We start from the raw sequence: 14,118 nt of genomic DNA on the forward strand, positions 1-14,118 counted from the left end.
AGAGAGCACATCAGGCTTGGCGCTCGATGTCCGCAGGAATCCAGGTCTTGTCGAAGAAGGCTTCGGTGGGACCGTAGAAGCGCAGGATCGGAAACCACCCCTTGCCCTCCAGCGTGCGAATCCAGTTTTTCTCCCTGCCTGCAGGGGCCTCGGGGCCGAAGTCGATGTCCACCGAGCCGTCCGCGTTGACCTCGGGACCGGTGTATTGGCTGACCGTCGGAAAGGCCTGCCCGTTCTGCAGCATCGAGCGGCTGGCGGCGTCGTAGACCACCACCGACCAGAAGTCCTTGACGGGCACGCCCGCCGGAATCCGCAACCGATAGCGGCGAGCGCCGTCGAGGTAGTCGCCAGTGGCGTCGCGGCAGGTCCAGATGTACTGAGAGCCGGCACCCACGATCTTCATGGCCATGGCTGGCGTGTTGCCGGTCGCCGAGTAGGCGAAGCCTGAACGCAGGTCCGGGTTCGGATAGCCGAGCGGAGAGAACGTGTAGCTGCCGCCCACGAAGGCCCATTGCCATTGCCGGCTCTCGTAGATCAGGGCCCCGGGCGCACGGTAGGCGAAGCCGTTGGCCCTCGCTGCCGCCTGGCCGACGACAGCGGCCTCGGACAGCAGCTCCCTGAGCTTGGCGTCAGGCTCGAACGGCTGGCCGAACTGCATTCCGATCTGCGTCAGATAGAACCGCTCCATCGGTAAGACCGCGTCGGGCGGCTCCTGCTCGACGAGCGCTCCCAATTGCTCGAAGAAGCGATAGTCGTCGGGCGCGATCGTGTCGATCGCTTGCCCGGAGCCATCGAGAAACTGCATCGGCGGCGGGTTGGATGCGCGGGCCAGCGGGTAGACGCGAAGACGCTTCGACCGCGCCGCGGCATCCGCTGGCTTCGGATCGATGGCCCGCAGCAGCATCCACACGCCGAAGGTCGGCGAGCGCAAGACGAAGTGGTCCGACGGCACCTCGCCGTCATAGCCCGGAGGCAGCACCAGGTACTTGCCACCTTGTCCCTTGTCCTGGCCGGTCGGACCGACATCGCCGACAAAGCGCATCCACATGTCGTCGAGCACGCCGAGCATGCCGGCCGGTGCCTCGACGACGGTCGGCCCGTCCTGCTTGAGGTCGAGGAAACCGATGAGGTAGACGGTTTCGGAATTGCCGGTCAGGAGCAAGGTGTGGGCATCGAGCAGGCTCTCCCAGACCACGACTTGATGGCTGCTCTGGGCGCCAAATTCAGCCAGGCCGCGGCGGAACTGGAACATCGACACGGCAGCCAGATGGTGCTGGTAGATCTCGACGGCGCGGTTGAAGGTCATCATCTGCGCAAGCCGATCGGCGGAGTCGCTGTCGGGGAAGCCATTCTTGAAGGAGAACTCTCCGAAGCGCGTCTTCACGCGGGTGTTCTCGAACCAGGCATGGTCCTGCTGGGCGTTGCTCTTGGGGGGCATTCCAGGCTCCTGAAAACGCCACACTCTACCTGAGCGTTGTCGCAGGCCGATGATGCTGCGCTGCTATGCTGGCATCAAGTTTTTTGCTGGAGTGGCGCATGCGCAGCATTCATCAACTCGCTCTCGTCTTCGGTGTCATCGCGGCCGGTGTCGGCGTGCAGCACCCCGTGCTTGCAGGTCCGGCGCCAGCGCAAGCTCGCTCGATTGCCCAGGAAGCCTACATCTACGGCTACCCGATCGTAGAGGCCTACAAGACGCTCTACGCGCAGGCCGTTGATAAGGGCGGCCCGAACTTCAAGGCCCCCTTCAATGAAATCGGCAACTCAGCTAACGTGTTCACGCCCAAGGACACGGCGATCATCACGCCCAACTCCGACACGCCCTATTCCTTCGTCTGGATGGACCTGCGTGCGGAGCCCATCGTGCTGACACTGCCGCCGATCGACGCGAAGCGCTACTACTCCGTGCAGCTCATCGACCTGTACACGCACAACTTCGCCTACCTCGGGACACGCTCAACCGGCAACAAGGGCGGCGTCTTCGTCATAGCAGGACCCGGCTGGAAAGGTTCGAAGCCGGCAAAGGCCACGAAGCTCATCCGCAGTGAATCGAGCATCGCGTACGCGATCTACCGGACACAGGCCTTCGATGCCGACGATCTGGCCAACGTGCGCAAGATCCAGGAAGGTTACAAGGTCCAAACGCTGAGTGCCTTCCTCGGCAAGCAGCCGCCGGCGCCCGCAGTGGCCATCGAGTGGCCGCGCCCCCAGGACGGCATGACCGACTCACCCGCGCTGTTTCGATACCTCAACTTCATGCTGCAGTTCGCGCCGACCGATCCGAGCGAAACCGCGCTGATGAAGCGCTTCGCGAGCATAGGTGTGGGCGCTGGCCGTCCTTTCGACGACGCCAAACTCGACCCCACCATGCAAGAGGTGCTCGCGGGCGGCATCGCAGACGGCAAGGCGCAGTTCGCGCAGTTCAAGAAGACGAAGGTGGACTCGCGGGAGGTCGCAAGCGGCGACTTCTTCGGGACGCGCGCCTTTCTGAAGAACAACTACCTTTACCGGTATACGGGCGCTGCTCTGGGCATCTTCGGCAACTCGGCCGAGGAGGCGAGTTATCCCGCCTACTTCACAGACAACCACGGCGAGCCACTCAACGCGGCTGCCTCCCGCTACACGATGCACTTTGCCAAGGGCGAATTACCACCTGCAGAGGCCTTCTGGTCGGTGACCATGTACGACGGCAAATCCAAACTGCTGGTGGACAACCCGATCAACCGTTACCTGATCAACTCGCGCATGGTCGATGCACTGAAGCGCGACCCGGACGGCAGCTTGACGCTCTACGTGCAACATGACTCTCCGGGCGCGGACAAGGAAAGCAACTGGCTGCCGGCACCCAGCGGACCTTTCTACGCGATCATGCGGATTTATATGCCGAAGCCTGAAGTCGTGAGCGGCAAGTGGCAGAGGCCCCCACTCGCGAAGGTCGAATAGCGTGAGTCCGTGAGGACTGATCAATCTTCTCTGAGGGTCTGCAATTCGTTGCAAAGGGGACTGTTCCCGCTGGGCGGCGAACGACCGGGTCTGGCCGATCGCCCCCTCGCGGCAAGATCTACCTGCCAGCTCGAATTTCCACCGCCGCCACAACCGGCTTCGATTCGTCGACGGCACCACCGGGCTTCGACGTCAGCGGGATCGTGCGCCGATCAATGACGCGAATGCGCCGAACGACAAGCTCGTCGATCTCCAGCCGCCGTATTCGTGCCTGGCCCACAAAGAGCCGGCCGATCGCCAAGGCACCGATGGCCAAGGCGCCAAGGGCCGCGGCGCCAATCACGATGGAGCCCAACGCGGCCGTGCCGATGGCGTGCGCGCCCGTTGCGGCAGCTGGCAGGGCCCGCGGGGACTTTGACGGCCTCAAGTTCATGGCAACTCCTGCAGGAAGCGCGATCGATCCGCCGGTCAGGGCTTCGTGACGGTCACCCGCAGGAAGGTGGCCGGAACCTCCGTGTGGCCGCTGCGGCCGCTCTGGTTCTGCGCTGCGAACAGGGTCTCCAGCTCGCCCTGCAACAGCGCCTCCTTGCCGTTCTTCGCGGCCGCATCGAAGGCGTTCATCGTGGGGCCGTACCACTGCCGGAACTCGTCGACGAATCCAGCTGGCGAACCCTCGAACCGAAAGACGAAGGTGTCGCGCGAAAAACTGATCGCGTCGGCCGGCACGCCCGCCGCCGAGAATCGCTCGAGCACATGGCTCTCCACACCCCACAGCATCGGGCTGACAAAGCCCTCTGGCGGCGGCGGCGCGTAGGCGGCGCTGATCTTCAGGAGCTGCGCGACCAGCGTCGGGTCGTTCGGGATCCAGTTCCCCATGACGATGCGTCCACCGGATCGGGTGACGCGAACCATCGCTTTCGCGACGTCCACGGGTCGCGGCGCGAACATGGCGCCGAAGATCGTCACGACCAGGTCGAAGAGGCCGTCGCCTATGCCTTTCAGGTCGCAGGCATCGCCCTGCCTGAAGGTGATGTTCGAGAGCCCCATCTCCACGGCGCGGCGCTGCCCGGCTTCGACCAGGTTGCGTGCGATGTCGACGCCCAGCACTTCGGCGCCCAGCCTGGCCTCCGGAATCGCGGTCGTCCCGTCGCCGCACCCGAGGTCCATGACCCGCATGCCGGGTCGAATACCCAGCGTGCTGACCAGTGCTTCTCCGCTGGACCGCATGGTCGATGCCAGGCGCGTGAAATCGCCTTTCTCCCACAGGACTTGATTGGGGTTCATCTCGATTCCTCCAAGTTGTTGCGGAAGTCGGGTGTGGCCGGGCCGGCCGAAAGACTAGCCGATATTCCCGGCCGAAACCAGCCAGGACGATGCCGCGCGCGTCGGCGTCGCAGCGCCCGCGATACGCCGCTCATATGAATGGCCATGAGCGGTGCTCGGCCTGCGCCAACCGAAGGTCGGCGACAGACTGTTCCTGCCTGTCATTGGAGAATCAACGCAGCAAAGCGGCCCTTCTCGGTCGCCGTTCCTTGCCTACTTCACTGGCTCGATGTCCGGCAACTTCCACGTCTTGTCGAAGAACACCTTGGTCGGCCCGTAGGCCCGGAACATCACCTCGAAGCCGCGCTTGGGGTCGGTGGGCACCCAGTTGCTCACCTTGCCGGTGGGCGCCTTCGGGCCGAAATACACGTCGACCGAGCCGTCGGGGTTCTTCGCCATCTCCGGGATCCGCGACGAGCGGCTGGCGCGCGACATGTTGCGGATGAGCGCATGCGTCTCGCGGTCGTAGGCCGTCGTGGACCAGTACTGATCCACGGGTGCGTTGGCCGGCACCCGCAGTCGATAGGTCTTGCCGCCGCTAAGCGATTGCCCCCTGCTGTCCTTGAGGCTGATCAGATAGAACTGGGCCGTCCCCAGGCGCTTGAGGCCGATGAAGACGTAAGAGTAGGTCACGCCCCGAAGGTCGATGGGGTATTTGTCGGCATCGGTGTAGGAGGTCTGGGCGGCATGGACCAGTTCGGGGAAGGCCGGCGTCAGCCATCGGCTACCGGGGTAGAACGCCTGCAGGTCGGAATCGTATTTGGCTGCCAGCCACGCATGCGCCTCCTTGGCGGCTGAATTCAGCGTAGCCTTTGTCTTGGCATCGGGATTGAAGGGCTTGCCCTTTTCAATACCGAGCGACCTGAGCGGGTCGATCATCGCCCGATCGCGCTCCAGCCAGGGCTCAGTCTGCACGATGCGGTTGAGCGAATCGAAGAAGCTCGAGTCGTAGCGGATGGTCGAGTCGAACACAACGCCGATCGCGTCGGTGAACACGGTGGCCGAAGGTGCCGCGGCCTGCGACAGCGGGTAGACCTTGAGCTTCTTGGCGTAGGCCACCGACCTGGCCACGTCAGCGTCGCCGTGGCTCTTGAGGTTGGAGCGCAGGAGCGCGTAGCTGCCGAAGGTGAGCGGGCGCAGCACGAAGTAGCCCTCGGGCACCGCATCCTTGTAGCCTGGGGGCAGCAGGAGGTACTTGCCGCCCTTGCCGGCATCGGCGCCGGCGGGGCCGGCATCTTCGAGCGGCATCTGCCAGACGTCGTCGATGTTGATGTTGAGCGAGCCTTCTTCATCCGCCGGCGGCACCTCGAGCACGACCGGGCCGACCTCCTTCGTGTTGAAGAAGGCCATCACGTAGATCGCATCGGGGTTTGGCGTGAGCGACTGGTTGTGCCAGTCGAGCGGGCGCGACCAGTAGATGATCTGGTTGACCTTGCCCGAGGTCTTGTTGAGCATCTCCTGCAGCATCAGGTCGTAGTTGACAGCCGGCATGCCCCAGCTCACCGCCTCGACGGCGCGGCGATGGACAGTGCGCTCGGTCAGCTGGGCGGGCGTCGGTGGTTGCGCCTGGCTTGCGGAGGAAGTCGCCATCAGCGCAAAGATGGCGATGCGGGGGACGAGAGATCGACGCATTGAGGAGTCCTCGAATTTGTCCGCAGGTGGCATCCTCATCTTCCCACAGGGCTTGGTTGGGATTCATCTCGATTCCTCCAGGTTGTTGCGGGCAGTCGGATTGGCCGGGACGGCCGAAAGACCAGCCGATATTCCCGGTGCAAACCAGCCTGGACAATGCCACGCGCGTCGGCGCCGCCGCGCCCGCGCAACGCCGCTCAGGCTTCGCCTTCGACGCAATAGGTCTGCACCGGCTCCGCCTTCCCCTTGACGATGGCCGGTGGCATGGGCCGCAGCCGGAATTGATCGTGGACGGCGCGCCGGATGTCCTCCGTGACCAACAGGTCGACTTCGAACTTGCTGGTCAGTCCCTCGACGCGCGAGGCGACATTGATCGGATCACCCGTCACGCTGAACTTCGACAGGCCCGCGGTGCCGATCACGCCCGCCACCACTTCCCCGCCATGGATGCCGATGCCGAAGCGCAGTTCCGGCAGGCCCTTCTCGCGCAGGCCCGCGTTGTAGCGCGCCAGTTCCGCGCGCATGTCCAGCGCGGCCATGACGGCGTCGCGCGCCTGCCAGGGATTGGGCTCCATGGCGCCGAACAGGGCCAGCAAGCCATCGCCCACGAACTCGGTCACATGTCCGTGGTGGCGAAGGATGGCGGCCGTCATGTGGCGGAAATAACCGTTCAGGATGCTCACCGTGACGGTGGGGTCGAGCCGGTCGCACAGGGCCGTGAAGCCGCGCAGGTCGGCGAACAGCATCGTCACCTCGCGCCGCTCCGGCGTGAAGGCGTCACCGAAATGGGTGAGCCGCTCGACCACGTCGGCCGGGACGAAGCGCTCGAACTGGCCTTGCAGTTGCTCCAGCTTGTCGTCGGCCGCCAGCAACAGCCGCTCGAGTTGCCGGTTCTGGCGGCGCCCGCGCAGGACCAGCGCCGCCAGGCCGACGAAGGCAAGGGTGCCGAACGCGGCCAGGACCGACCAGGCCAGGGCCATCACGCCAGCAGCATGGCAAGCCGGACGGTCGCGTTCGCCAGCGAGGCGATGCCGATGGCTTCCAGCAGCTTGGCTTCGCCTATTTCGGCGCCGAGGGCCCGTGTCCGCTGCTGGATCGCGGACGGTTCGTAGTACACCGTGTCGCGCGCCCACGCCAGCAAGCCGCTTTCGCCCGCCGCCAGGCGGGGGCAGCGCAGCGTTGCCAGGGCGCTCTCGATCTCGGCCTGGTCCAGGCCTTCGTCGAGCAGCATCCGGGTCGCCGCGGCATCGCAGTGCGGGCATCCCATCGTGCGCGAGACCACCGCGAACATCAGCGCCTTCGCGCTGCGGCTCAGCGCCCCGGTCTGGAACGCACCGTCGAGCGCGGCCTTCATGACGTTCCCTGCCCGCAGGCCGGCCAGCGGCGCCACCACCACGCCGAAGGGGCCGGCGGCCAGCGCCGCATCATCGAGCGGCGCTTCCGCCGGCTTGCCCTTCGCGAACTTCTTCATCAAGGGCAACGCGAAGCCGAGTAGCCCCCGCAAGGGCCCGCTGGCCATGCGTTCGAAGTCCTTCTCCGGCGGGCAGGCCAGCAGGGTGGTGATGCGGTTGAAGAGGCAGCCTAGAGAGATCGCAAAGGCGATCTCTCCTATTTGCGCCTGCGTGTAGCCGCCCTTCAGCAGCGCGGCACGCTCGGCGGCGGCCGGGCGCGGCCTCGATCGGGCCAGGCTGCGGCAAAAGGCGATGTACGCGCGCTCCTTGTCGTCCAGTTCGGCCATCTGCGTGTCGCGCTCGACCTGCTGGATGAAGGATTCCGGATAGCCCAGGACCTTCATGTAGGCGCGCGTCGCGCCATAGCAGTAGCGGCATGCGTTCTCCTGCGCGGTTACCATGTTGCCGATGCGGTACAGCCGCTCCGGCAGGTTGACGGGCACGTAGCTGAGCGCTTCGTAGGCCGCCTCGCGCAGCCAGGGAATGGGCGCGACGCGGCGGTCCACGTCCATGATCCGGACGCCCCGACGCTTGAGTTCGGCTTCCCACTCCGCGTCGTGCGCCACCGGCAGGACCGGGTCACTCCACTGGATTTCGTTCAGCAAGACAGCCATGGCCACTCCACCGAGGATGAACACGAGGGTTCCTCGCCGGCATTGTCGCGCGGAGCGTGGCTGCGCGGAGGCTTTCGAGATGCGGCCCCGCTGCAGGTGTTGGCGCAGGATGGCTGAGCGCCGGGCGCGACGATCCGGGGCGCAGCGAGCCGCGTGCGCCCCGCCCGCTAACGGTCACATCACCACGGTCACGACCTTCTCTTCCAGGTAGCCATCCAGCGCGCTCTGCGACAGGTCACGCCCGATGCCGCTGTCGCCGCGGCCGCCCCATGGCAGGCGCGCATCGAGCGGGCTCCAGCCGTTGACCGCCACTGCGCCCACGCGCAACCGCCCCGCGATCTGATGCGCCTTGGCCACGTTCTGCGTCCACAGCGAAGCGGACAGGCCATAGACCGTGTCGTTGGCCATCGCGATGGCTTGTTCCTCGGTGTCGAAGGGCATGATGGTGCCGACCGGGCCGAACACTTCGTCGCGTGCGATGCACATCGACGGATCCACGTCAGCGAAGATGGTCGGGCGCACGAAGAAGCCGTTCTCCGGCAGCGCCTCTTCGCCGGCCACCATGCGCGCGCCCTGGCGCACCGCGTTGTCGATGTGGGCCTTCACGCGGGCCTGGTGCTTCGCGCTGATGAGCGCGCCCATCTGCGTTTTGGCATCGAAGGGGCAGCCAAGCTGGATCGAGCGGGCCGCGCCGCCGATGGCGCCGACGAATTCCTCGTAGCGCGAGCGGTGCACCAGCACGCGCGTGCCGGCCGCGCAGGTCTGGCCCTGGTCGACGAACAGGCCCATCGCCACGCCGCCGATCGCCTGCCCGATGTCCGCGTCTTCCAGCACGATCTGCGGCGCCTTGCCGCCGAGTTCCAGCGTGAGGCGCTTGAACCTGGGACCGGCCTCGCGGGCGATGCTGCGGCCGACCTCGGTGCTGCCGGTGAAGCTGACCTTGTCCACCCCGGGATGGTTGACCAGCGCGCTGCCGACCGTCGCCCCGATGCCGTGCACGAGGTTGACCACGCCTTCCGGAAAGCCCGCTTCATGGGCCAGTTCGACCAGCGCCGCGACCGCCAATGGTGCATCCTCCGAAGGCTTGAGCACCACGGCGCAGCCTGCGGCCAGTGCGGGTGCGAGCTTCCAGCAGGCGATCATCAGCGGTGCGTTCCACGGCACGATCAGCGCGGCCACGCCGACGGCTTCGCGCACGGTGTAGTTGAGTGTCGGGCGGCCCATGAAGCCGCCGGTCGGGATCTGGCGGCCTTCGAGCTTGTCGGCCCAGCCGGCGAAGTAGCGCAGCGTGTCGATCGACACGGGCAGGTCGAGCATGCGCATTTCCATCAGCGGCCGGCCCTGCTCGCGGGCCAGCACCTCGACCATCTTCTCGGCATCGCGTTCGAGCAGGTCGGCCAGCTTGTTCAGCAGCTTGCCGCGCTGGGCGCCGGGCATCCTGCTCCACGCGCCGCCATCGAACTGCGCACGCGCTGCGGCGACGGCGGCATCGACGTCCTGCGTGGTGCCGGCCGCGACGCGCGCGAGGACCCGGCCGCTGGCGGGCTCTAACTTGTCGAAGCAGGCACCGTCGGAAGCGTCGCGTTGCTGGCCGGCGATGAAGTGCCGGGTGGAATAGGTGGCGGTCGACGTTGCGGTGGCGGACACGGAGTCTCCTGTCTTGGGAATGGCGTTGAACGAGGCCGGCGGAAGGCCGGCCCCTGCGTTTCCGAAGCTTAGGAAGATCGATGCGCAGCAGCTTGCACTGGCGTGCAGGGACTATGGGACTTGCGTGCAGACTCGCGGGAAGAGAGCCGAACAGTTGCGAGTCCTGCGGGAAGAGCGGCGCGCCGGCAGTGCGCGCCCGAGGCTCAATGTGCGAGCGCTTGCGCGCGGTACTTCGACGGCGTGCTGCCAAAGCGCTGGCGGAACACGCGCGTGAAGTAGGCCGGGTCGGAGAAGCCGAATTCGAGCGCCAGTTGCGTGATGCTCGGGCCCTGACCTCCGGCATGCGAGAGCACGTCCCGGCAGCGCTCCAGGCGCAGGCGCTGCACCATGGCCTGCGGCGTTTCGCCCGCCAGTTCGAAGGCGTGATAGAGCGTGCGACGGGACACGTGGATGGCCGCGGCGATCTGGTCGGGCGAGAGGTCGTTGCGGTCCAGGTTCTGGCGCACATAGTCCTGCGCCTCGCGCAGCAGCGCATCCTGCGCGCGCTTGCGGGCCGCGCCATTGCTGCTGTCGACGTGCTGGATTTCCTGGGCCAGCAGCGAGGTGACGAAGTCGGCCACGCCAGCCTGGCTCTGCGGCGCCACGCGACTGCCCTCCCCGCGCATCGCGGCCAAGGCGGCCAATGCCACCGCGGCGCCGCCCTCCGTCGGCATCGCCCGGCCGGCGACGCGCTGCGCCAGCGAGGCCAGGCCATCGTGGCCGCCGGTGTCGCAGACCATCGCCGTGAAGGTCGTGTCGCCTTCCATGCGCAGCGCGTAGGAGCGGCTGGCCTCGTAGACGGTCCAGTGGCCGGCCGGCAGGTCGACCGCGCGCGCGCCCATGTCCAGGTGCCCGTGCCCGCGTTCCTGCCACAGCACCTTGATGTAGCGCTGCCCCAGATGCCGGCAGTCTTCGCCGCTCATCGAGGCCGAGTGCGCGCCGGCGCGCACCTGGGCGACCTTGCAGCGCGAGAAGTTGCCGAGCTGCACGGACGCTTCGAACGGCTGGCTGCGGTCCACCGAAAGCTCCAGTGGAAAGAAATTGCGCCGGACCTCGGCGGCCCAAATGACCGGGTTCACTTCGGTCGGCGACATGACGGAGGCTGCGTGCGTCATCGTGTTTCTCTTGGCCAGTGGCGTGTGATGTGGAATGATATTTAGGTATGAATCAATTCAAATTCATGGTTTCCCCGCGGTTGATGCAAATTCCGGACCAAGAGCAACCAATGAATGACATTTCCTTCGCCACCCGGACTTCGCGCGATGTGGACGAACACGCCACCAGCGTGAGCGCCTGGGACCAGCAGTACGAGCAACTCACGCCCGGCCCCTTCGAGGGCCGCACCGAGGAGCTGCGCCTGGGCCCGGTGCAGCTGTTCCACGAATCGGCCAACCGCGCGGTGCTCCAGTGCGGCAGCTCGCGCCCCGGCACGCACACGCTCGGCCTGGTGCAGCCGGCGGGGGACGCCGGCTGGTTCTGCGGCCACCCGATCGAGGCGGACCGCCTGCTGGCGGTTTCCTCGGACCACGCGTTCGAGTTGATCGCCGGCGCGGGCATGCGCATCACGGGCGTCTCGATCGACACCGCGCACCTGCGGCGCACTGCCGCGCGCCTGCATGCCGGGGACGACGGGCCGCCATCGCGCCTCGGGCCCCGTGCCGTCGACATGCCACCGCCGGTGCGCGAGGGACTGAAGGCGCTGATCGCGTCGGCCCTGTCGCTGGCCCGGCAGCAGCCGGCCCTGATGCAGCAGCCGACGGTGCAACACTCGCTCGCGCAGACATTGACCGAAGCCGCGCTCGACTGCATCGCGCCCGGCCCGAGGTCGGCATCGGTGCGGCCCGGCGCGGCGACGCGCCGGCGCATCCTCCACGGCGCGCGCGAGTACATGCGTGCCCACGTCGACGAGCCGATCACCGTGCCCGACCTCTGCGCGGCCACGGGCGCCTCGCGCCGTGCGCTGCAGTACGCCTTCGAGGAGACCCTGCAGCTGAGCCCCGTGACCTACCTGCGCGTGATGCGCCTCAACCGCGTGCGCAGCGAACTGGTCGCGCAAGCCCATGCGACCGTCGGCGACATCGCGGCGCGCTGGGGCTTCTGGCATCCGTCGCGCTTTGCGACCGAGTACCGGCGGCACTTCGGCGAACTGCCCTCGGCGACGCGGGCGCGGCGGGGGCAAGGCGGCTGCAACTCGCTTGTGCTTGCACAGGGGTCATCGGCAATTTCGATGAAATGACCGGCAAACTGGTCATTTATGGCGTGAATGTCTGGAATTCTGGACAGATGACTGCTCCCAGCGACTCAAGTTCGGTTCTGGATCGACAACTGCTCCTCCAGTTGGGCGAGCGGCTCAAGCGCGTTCGTCGGCAGCAAGGCCTGTCAGGCGCCGCCCTGGCTCAGCGCGTCGGCATCTCGCGCACCACACTCGCCGCCATCGAATCCGGCGACCCGTCGCCCTCCATGGGGAACTACGTGCGCGTGATGTCAGCGCTTGGCGTCTCGGCAGACCTGGCCCTGTTGTCAAGCGACGCCATGCAAGTCACCCCGCGTATCGCCGAAGGGCCGCGCGAGCGCCGGGTGCCCGCTGTTTCGGTGCTGGTCAAGGCGGAGGCAGTCACGACGCACAGGATCTTCAAAGCCCGATGCTGCACGAGGAGGCGATCAAGTTGATGCGCAGCGATCCGGCATTGATCGCGCAAGCCCTCGCGACCCTGGAAAACTGGCGCGACTCGGGAAGCACGCACTCACGCTTTCTGTGGGACGAATGGTCGGTCATCCTGCACCGGCGCGAATGGCGTCGCACCCTCAGCACCTCTCGCCGAGGGAAGGAGTTGCGGCAAGCCTCGCCGGTGCCGACGATCCTGCCGCCGCTCGTCCGTGCTGCCGTCCTTGAACAGGTCGGCGCGCTGAAAAAGGGCGTACAGCTCGGGTCGAAGCCACGCGCGACACAGAAGGGGGTTGGATGAACCGGGAAGATCTCGAGCACACCATCCGAGCCGCTGCCGATGTGACCAACGAGTACGAGTTCATCGTCGCTGGCAACCGATCCATCCTGGGTCCGATCTCGACGATACGGACAAGCGGAACATGCGGGCGCGCATCAGACGCTAGGTGAAGCTGCTGCGCGAGCGCGGTTATGCCGTACCGTAGCCCCGGCACGGTCAACACGGCAGCGCGGCGGGCCGCACGGTTCGCGTGAGCGGCCCCGTGCCGGATGTCCGACGCCCGTGCCGGGAGGCCGCTATGGCGCGCCACCAGCGCCGCGCAGCTCGGCCAGTCGCCGGGCCACGAGCAGCGACCACTTGTCGAACGCATTCCTGGCGTACGCCCAGCTCTGGAACGAGCTCATGTAGCCGTTCGCCCAGGTCTGTGCGGCGCCTGCTGTGCCGTTGTCGACGTCGGCCGCGTACTTCCGGCCGATCTCCGTGTCGCGGCATTCCGCAAGGACCTTGCCTGCGGCGCCATCGCGGAACTGCATCTCCATGCCGGTCTGGCCAAGGTACGGCGTCGAGCCTGCGGGCCGGCCCGTGGCGACGCCGGAACCCGCTTCCGCAATGAACGCATAGGGCACGAGGGTGCCGGTCACGCTCTCGGCGACACCCGTGGGCACCAGGTCCGTGAGCGCGACCCGGATCACCACGACGCCCGGGCCGGCCTGTTCGACGACCTGCATATTGGCCTGGAGGGCCGTCTGCAACGAACGGTAGAAATAGTCGGTCAGCGTCTTCAGGTCGCTGGGGTCGACGGTCGACGGCGCTGCGTTCTTCGCGGGCGCGAGCGACACCACGATGCGCGAGACCATGGCCTTGTCGTAGCGCTTTGGGTCGAGGGCCGCGTCGCGCCAGCATTCGATGCCGTCGAGCCCGGCCGCCGGCTTGAGCCTTGCGTAGTCGCTCAGGAATCCGCTTCGCGTCATGCGCGTGGCGTCGCTGGCTGTCACCGCGGTGCCGCTGCCGAGCGCCGCGTTGTAGGCTTGGCATCCGGCCAGGCATGCCGCGGCCAAGGCAAGGAGCGCGAGGCGCGAGAGGCGTGCCGTTGCCCCAACCCGTCGGGACATGCGTCTACTTGTGGTCATCGATTTTTTCCATTCAGGGTTGCGCGCGATCGCGCGGAGTGGGCGGGCGAGGGACGCCCGTCCGAAGCGAGTCGCAGCGCGCCACGAAGTTGACCAGCACGCTCGCCGTCCAGGCAACGGCGAAGATACCCGACATCGCAATGACGGGCGGCACCATTGGGGCCCACGAAGTGGGCCGGTCACGGCGGATCGCTGGATCTCGACTGTCCCGACCAGGCCGAATCAGGGCAAGCCAATCCGCTGGAATTTGGTTAACGTCCGGCGGCGGGGAGCAGACACCATCCAAAGGAGTTCGCTGTGCCCGAGACTGCCCATCGCGGGACCACGCAGGCCCGCCCCGCCGCGCCGACCCTGATGTCACGCGCGCCCGCCTGAGGTCCCACCTCCCCTTGCCGGC

13 protein-coding genes are annotated in these 14,118 nt (G+C 66.8%); 4 read left to right on the forward strand and 9 right to left on the reverse strand.

Annotated features, from left to right (window positions below; translation table 11 throughout):
* Nucleotides 1–10 precede the first annotated feature (10 nt).
* Nucleotides 11–1,438 (reverse strand): DUF1254 domain-containing protein, encoded by a 1,428-nt coding sequence (locus HB681_RS09380; protein ID WP_213954527.1) that lies wholly within the window; start codon nucleotides 1,436–1,438, stop codon nucleotides 11–13.
* A gap of 98 nt (nucleotides 1,439–1,536) precedes the next feature.
* Here HB681_RS09380 and HB681_RS09385 point away from each other — a divergent pair, with 98 nt between their 5' ends.
* The gene (locus HB681_RS09385) at nucleotides 1,537–2,940 is read left to right on the forward strand and encodes a DUF1254 domain-containing protein (protein WP_213954528.1); all 1,404 of its coding nucleotides are present in this window, start codon (nucleotides 1,537–1,539) and stop codon (nucleotides 2,938–2,940) included.
* Nucleotides 2,941–3,058: 118 nt separating this feature from the next.
* Here the strand turns inward: HB681_RS09385 and HB681_RS09390 are convergent, their stop codons facing one another.
* The 7 genes from HB681_RS09390 to HB681_RS09420 form a co-directional block, all read right to left on the reverse strand.
* A complete protein-coding gene (locus HB681_RS09390; RefSeq protein ID WP_213954529.1) occupies nucleotides 3,059–3,373 on the reverse strand; it encodes a hypothetical protein in 315 nt (104 codons plus the stop codon).
* A gap of 35 nt (nucleotides 3,374–3,408) precedes the next feature.
* Complete coding sequence (locus HB681_RS09395) at nucleotides 3,409–4,224, reverse strand: methyltransferase domain-containing protein (RefSeq protein WP_213954530.1); 816 nt, start codon at nucleotides 4,222–4,224, stop codon at nucleotides 3,409–3,411.
* Nucleotides 4,225–4,476: 252 nt separating this feature from the next.
* Nucleotides 4,477–5,895 (reverse strand): DUF1254 domain-containing protein, encoded by a 1,419-nt coding sequence (locus tag HB681_RS09400; RefSeq protein ID WP_213954531.1) that lies wholly within the window; start codon nucleotides 5,893–5,895, stop codon nucleotides 4,477–4,479.
* A 197-nt stretch (nucleotides 5,896–6,092) separates the two neighbouring features.
* Nucleotides 6,093–6,875 carry an adenylate/guanylate cyclase domain-containing protein gene (locus HB681_RS09405; protein ID WP_213954532.1) on the reverse strand — a complete coding sequence of 261 codons (783 nt, stop codon included), beginning with the start codon at nucleotides 6,873–6,875 and terminating at the stop codon, nucleotides 6,093–6,095.
* Nucleotides 6,875–7,960, reverse strand: a complete 1,086-nt coding sequence (locus HB681_RS09410) for a carboxymuconolactone decarboxylase family protein (protein ID WP_213954533.1) — start codon at nucleotides 7,958–7,960, stop codon at nucleotides 6,875–6,877. The genes HB681_RS09405 and HB681_RS09410 overlap by 1 nt, the downstream gene beginning before the upstream one ends.
* A gap of 174 nt (nucleotides 7,961–8,134) precedes the next feature.
* A complete protein-coding gene (locus HB681_RS09415) occupies nucleotides 8,135–9,607 on the reverse strand; it encodes an aldehyde dehydrogenase family protein (RefSeq protein WP_213954534.1) in 1,473 nt (490 codons plus the stop codon).
* A gap of 203 nt (nucleotides 9,608–9,810) precedes the next feature.
* The gene (locus tag HB681_RS09420; RefSeq protein ID WP_213954535.1) at nucleotides 9,811–10,761 is read right to left on the reverse strand and encodes a helix-turn-helix domain-containing protein; all 951 of its coding nucleotides are present in this window, start codon (nucleotides 10,759–10,761) and stop codon (nucleotides 9,811–9,813) included.
* Nucleotides 10,762–10,871: 110 nt separating this feature from the next.
* Between HB681_RS09420 and HB681_RS09425 the strand changes: the two genes are divergently transcribed.
* From HB681_RS09425 to HB681_RS38010, 3 genes are read left to right on the forward strand one after another with little or no spacing between them, the layout of a single operon-like run.
* Nucleotides 10,872–11,882 carry a helix-turn-helix domain-containing protein gene (locus tag HB681_RS09425; protein WP_213954536.1) on the forward strand — a complete coding sequence of 337 codons (1,011 nt, stop codon included), beginning with the start codon at nucleotides 10,872–10,874 and terminating at the stop codon, nucleotides 11,880–11,882.
* Nucleotides 11,879–12,316 carry a helix-turn-helix transcriptional regulator gene (locus HB681_RS38005; protein ID WP_256734870.1) on the forward strand — a complete coding sequence of 146 codons (438 nt, stop codon included), beginning with the start codon at nucleotides 11,879–11,881 and terminating at the stop codon, nucleotides 12,314–12,316. The genes HB681_RS09425 and HB681_RS38005 overlap by 4 nt, the downstream gene beginning before the upstream one ends.
* Nucleotides 12,289–12,612: a hypothetical protein gene (locus HB681_RS38010; RefSeq protein WP_256734871.1), complete on the forward strand. Its 324-nt coding sequence runs from the start codon at nucleotides 12,289–12,291 to the stop codon at nucleotides 12,610–12,612. Before HB681_RS38005 ends, HB681_RS38010 begins: the two co-directional genes overlap by 28 nt.
* A gap of 275 nt (nucleotides 12,613–12,887) precedes the next feature.
* Here the strand turns inward: HB681_RS38010 and HB681_RS09435 are convergent, their stop codons facing one another.
* Nucleotides 12,888–13,703, reverse strand: coding sequence for a DUF3313 domain-containing protein (locus HB681_RS09435; protein WP_213954537.1), 816 nt, complete (start codon nucleotides 13,701–13,703; stop codon nucleotides 12,888–12,890).
* Nucleotides 13,704–14,118: the final 415 nt, after the last annotated feature.

Origin of the sequence: Variovorax sp. dw_954 (genome assembly GCF_018449755.1) — a bacterium.
In the GTDB taxonomy this organism is placed as follows: Bacteria; Pseudomonadota; Gammaproteobacteria; order Burkholderiales; family Burkholderiaceae_C; genus Variovorax.

Bases quoted from the DNA above. Each gene is read 5' to 3' on its own strand.
- HB681_RS09380 (WP_213954527.1), bottom strand. From the start codon at position 1,438: ATGCCCCCCAAGAGCAACGCCCAGCAGGACCATGCCTGGTTCGAGAAC.
- HB681_RS09385 (WP_213954528.1), top strand. From the start codon at position 1,537: ATGCGCAGCATTCATCAACTCGCTCTCGTCTTCGGTGTCATCGCGGCC.
- HB681_RS09390 (WP_213954529.1), bottom strand. From the start codon at position 3,373: ATGAACTTGAGGCCGTCAAAGTCCCCGCGGGCCCTGCCAGCTGCCGCA.
- HB681_RS09395 (WP_213954530.1), bottom strand. From the start codon at position 4,224: ATGAACCCCAATCAAGTCCTGTGGGAGAAAGGCGATTTCACGCGCCTG.
- HB681_RS09400 (WP_213954531.1), bottom strand. From the start codon at position 5,895: ATGCGTCGATCTCTCGTCCCCCGCATCGCCATCTTTGCGCTGATGGCG.
- HB681_RS09405 (WP_213954532.1), bottom strand. From the start codon at position 6,875: ATGGCCCTGGCCTGGTCGGTCCTGGCCGCGTTCGGCACCCTTGCCTTC.
- HB681_RS09410 (WP_213954533.1), bottom strand. From the start codon at position 7,960: ATGGCTGTCTTGCTGAACGAAATCCAGTGGAGTGACCCGGTCCTGCCG.
- HB681_RS09420 (WP_213954535.1), bottom strand. From the start codon at position 10,761: ATGACGCACGCAGCCTCCGTCATGTCGCCGACCGAAGTGAACCCGGTC.
- HB681_RS09425 (WP_213954536.1), top strand. From the start codon at position 10,872: ATGAATGACATTTCCTTCGCCACCCGGACTTCGCGCGATGTGGACGAA.
- HB681_RS38005 (WP_256734870.1), top strand. From the start codon at position 11,879: ATGACCGGCAAACTGGTCATTTATGGCGTGAATGTCTGGAATTCTGGA.
- HB681_RS38010 (WP_256734871.1), top strand. From the start codon at position 12,289: ATGCTGCACGAGGAGGCGATCAAGTTGATGCGCAGCGATCCGGCATTG.
- HB681_RS09435 (WP_213954537.1), bottom strand. From the start codon at position 13,703: ATGTCCCGACGGGTTGGGGCAACGGCACGCCTCTCGCGCCTCGCGCTC.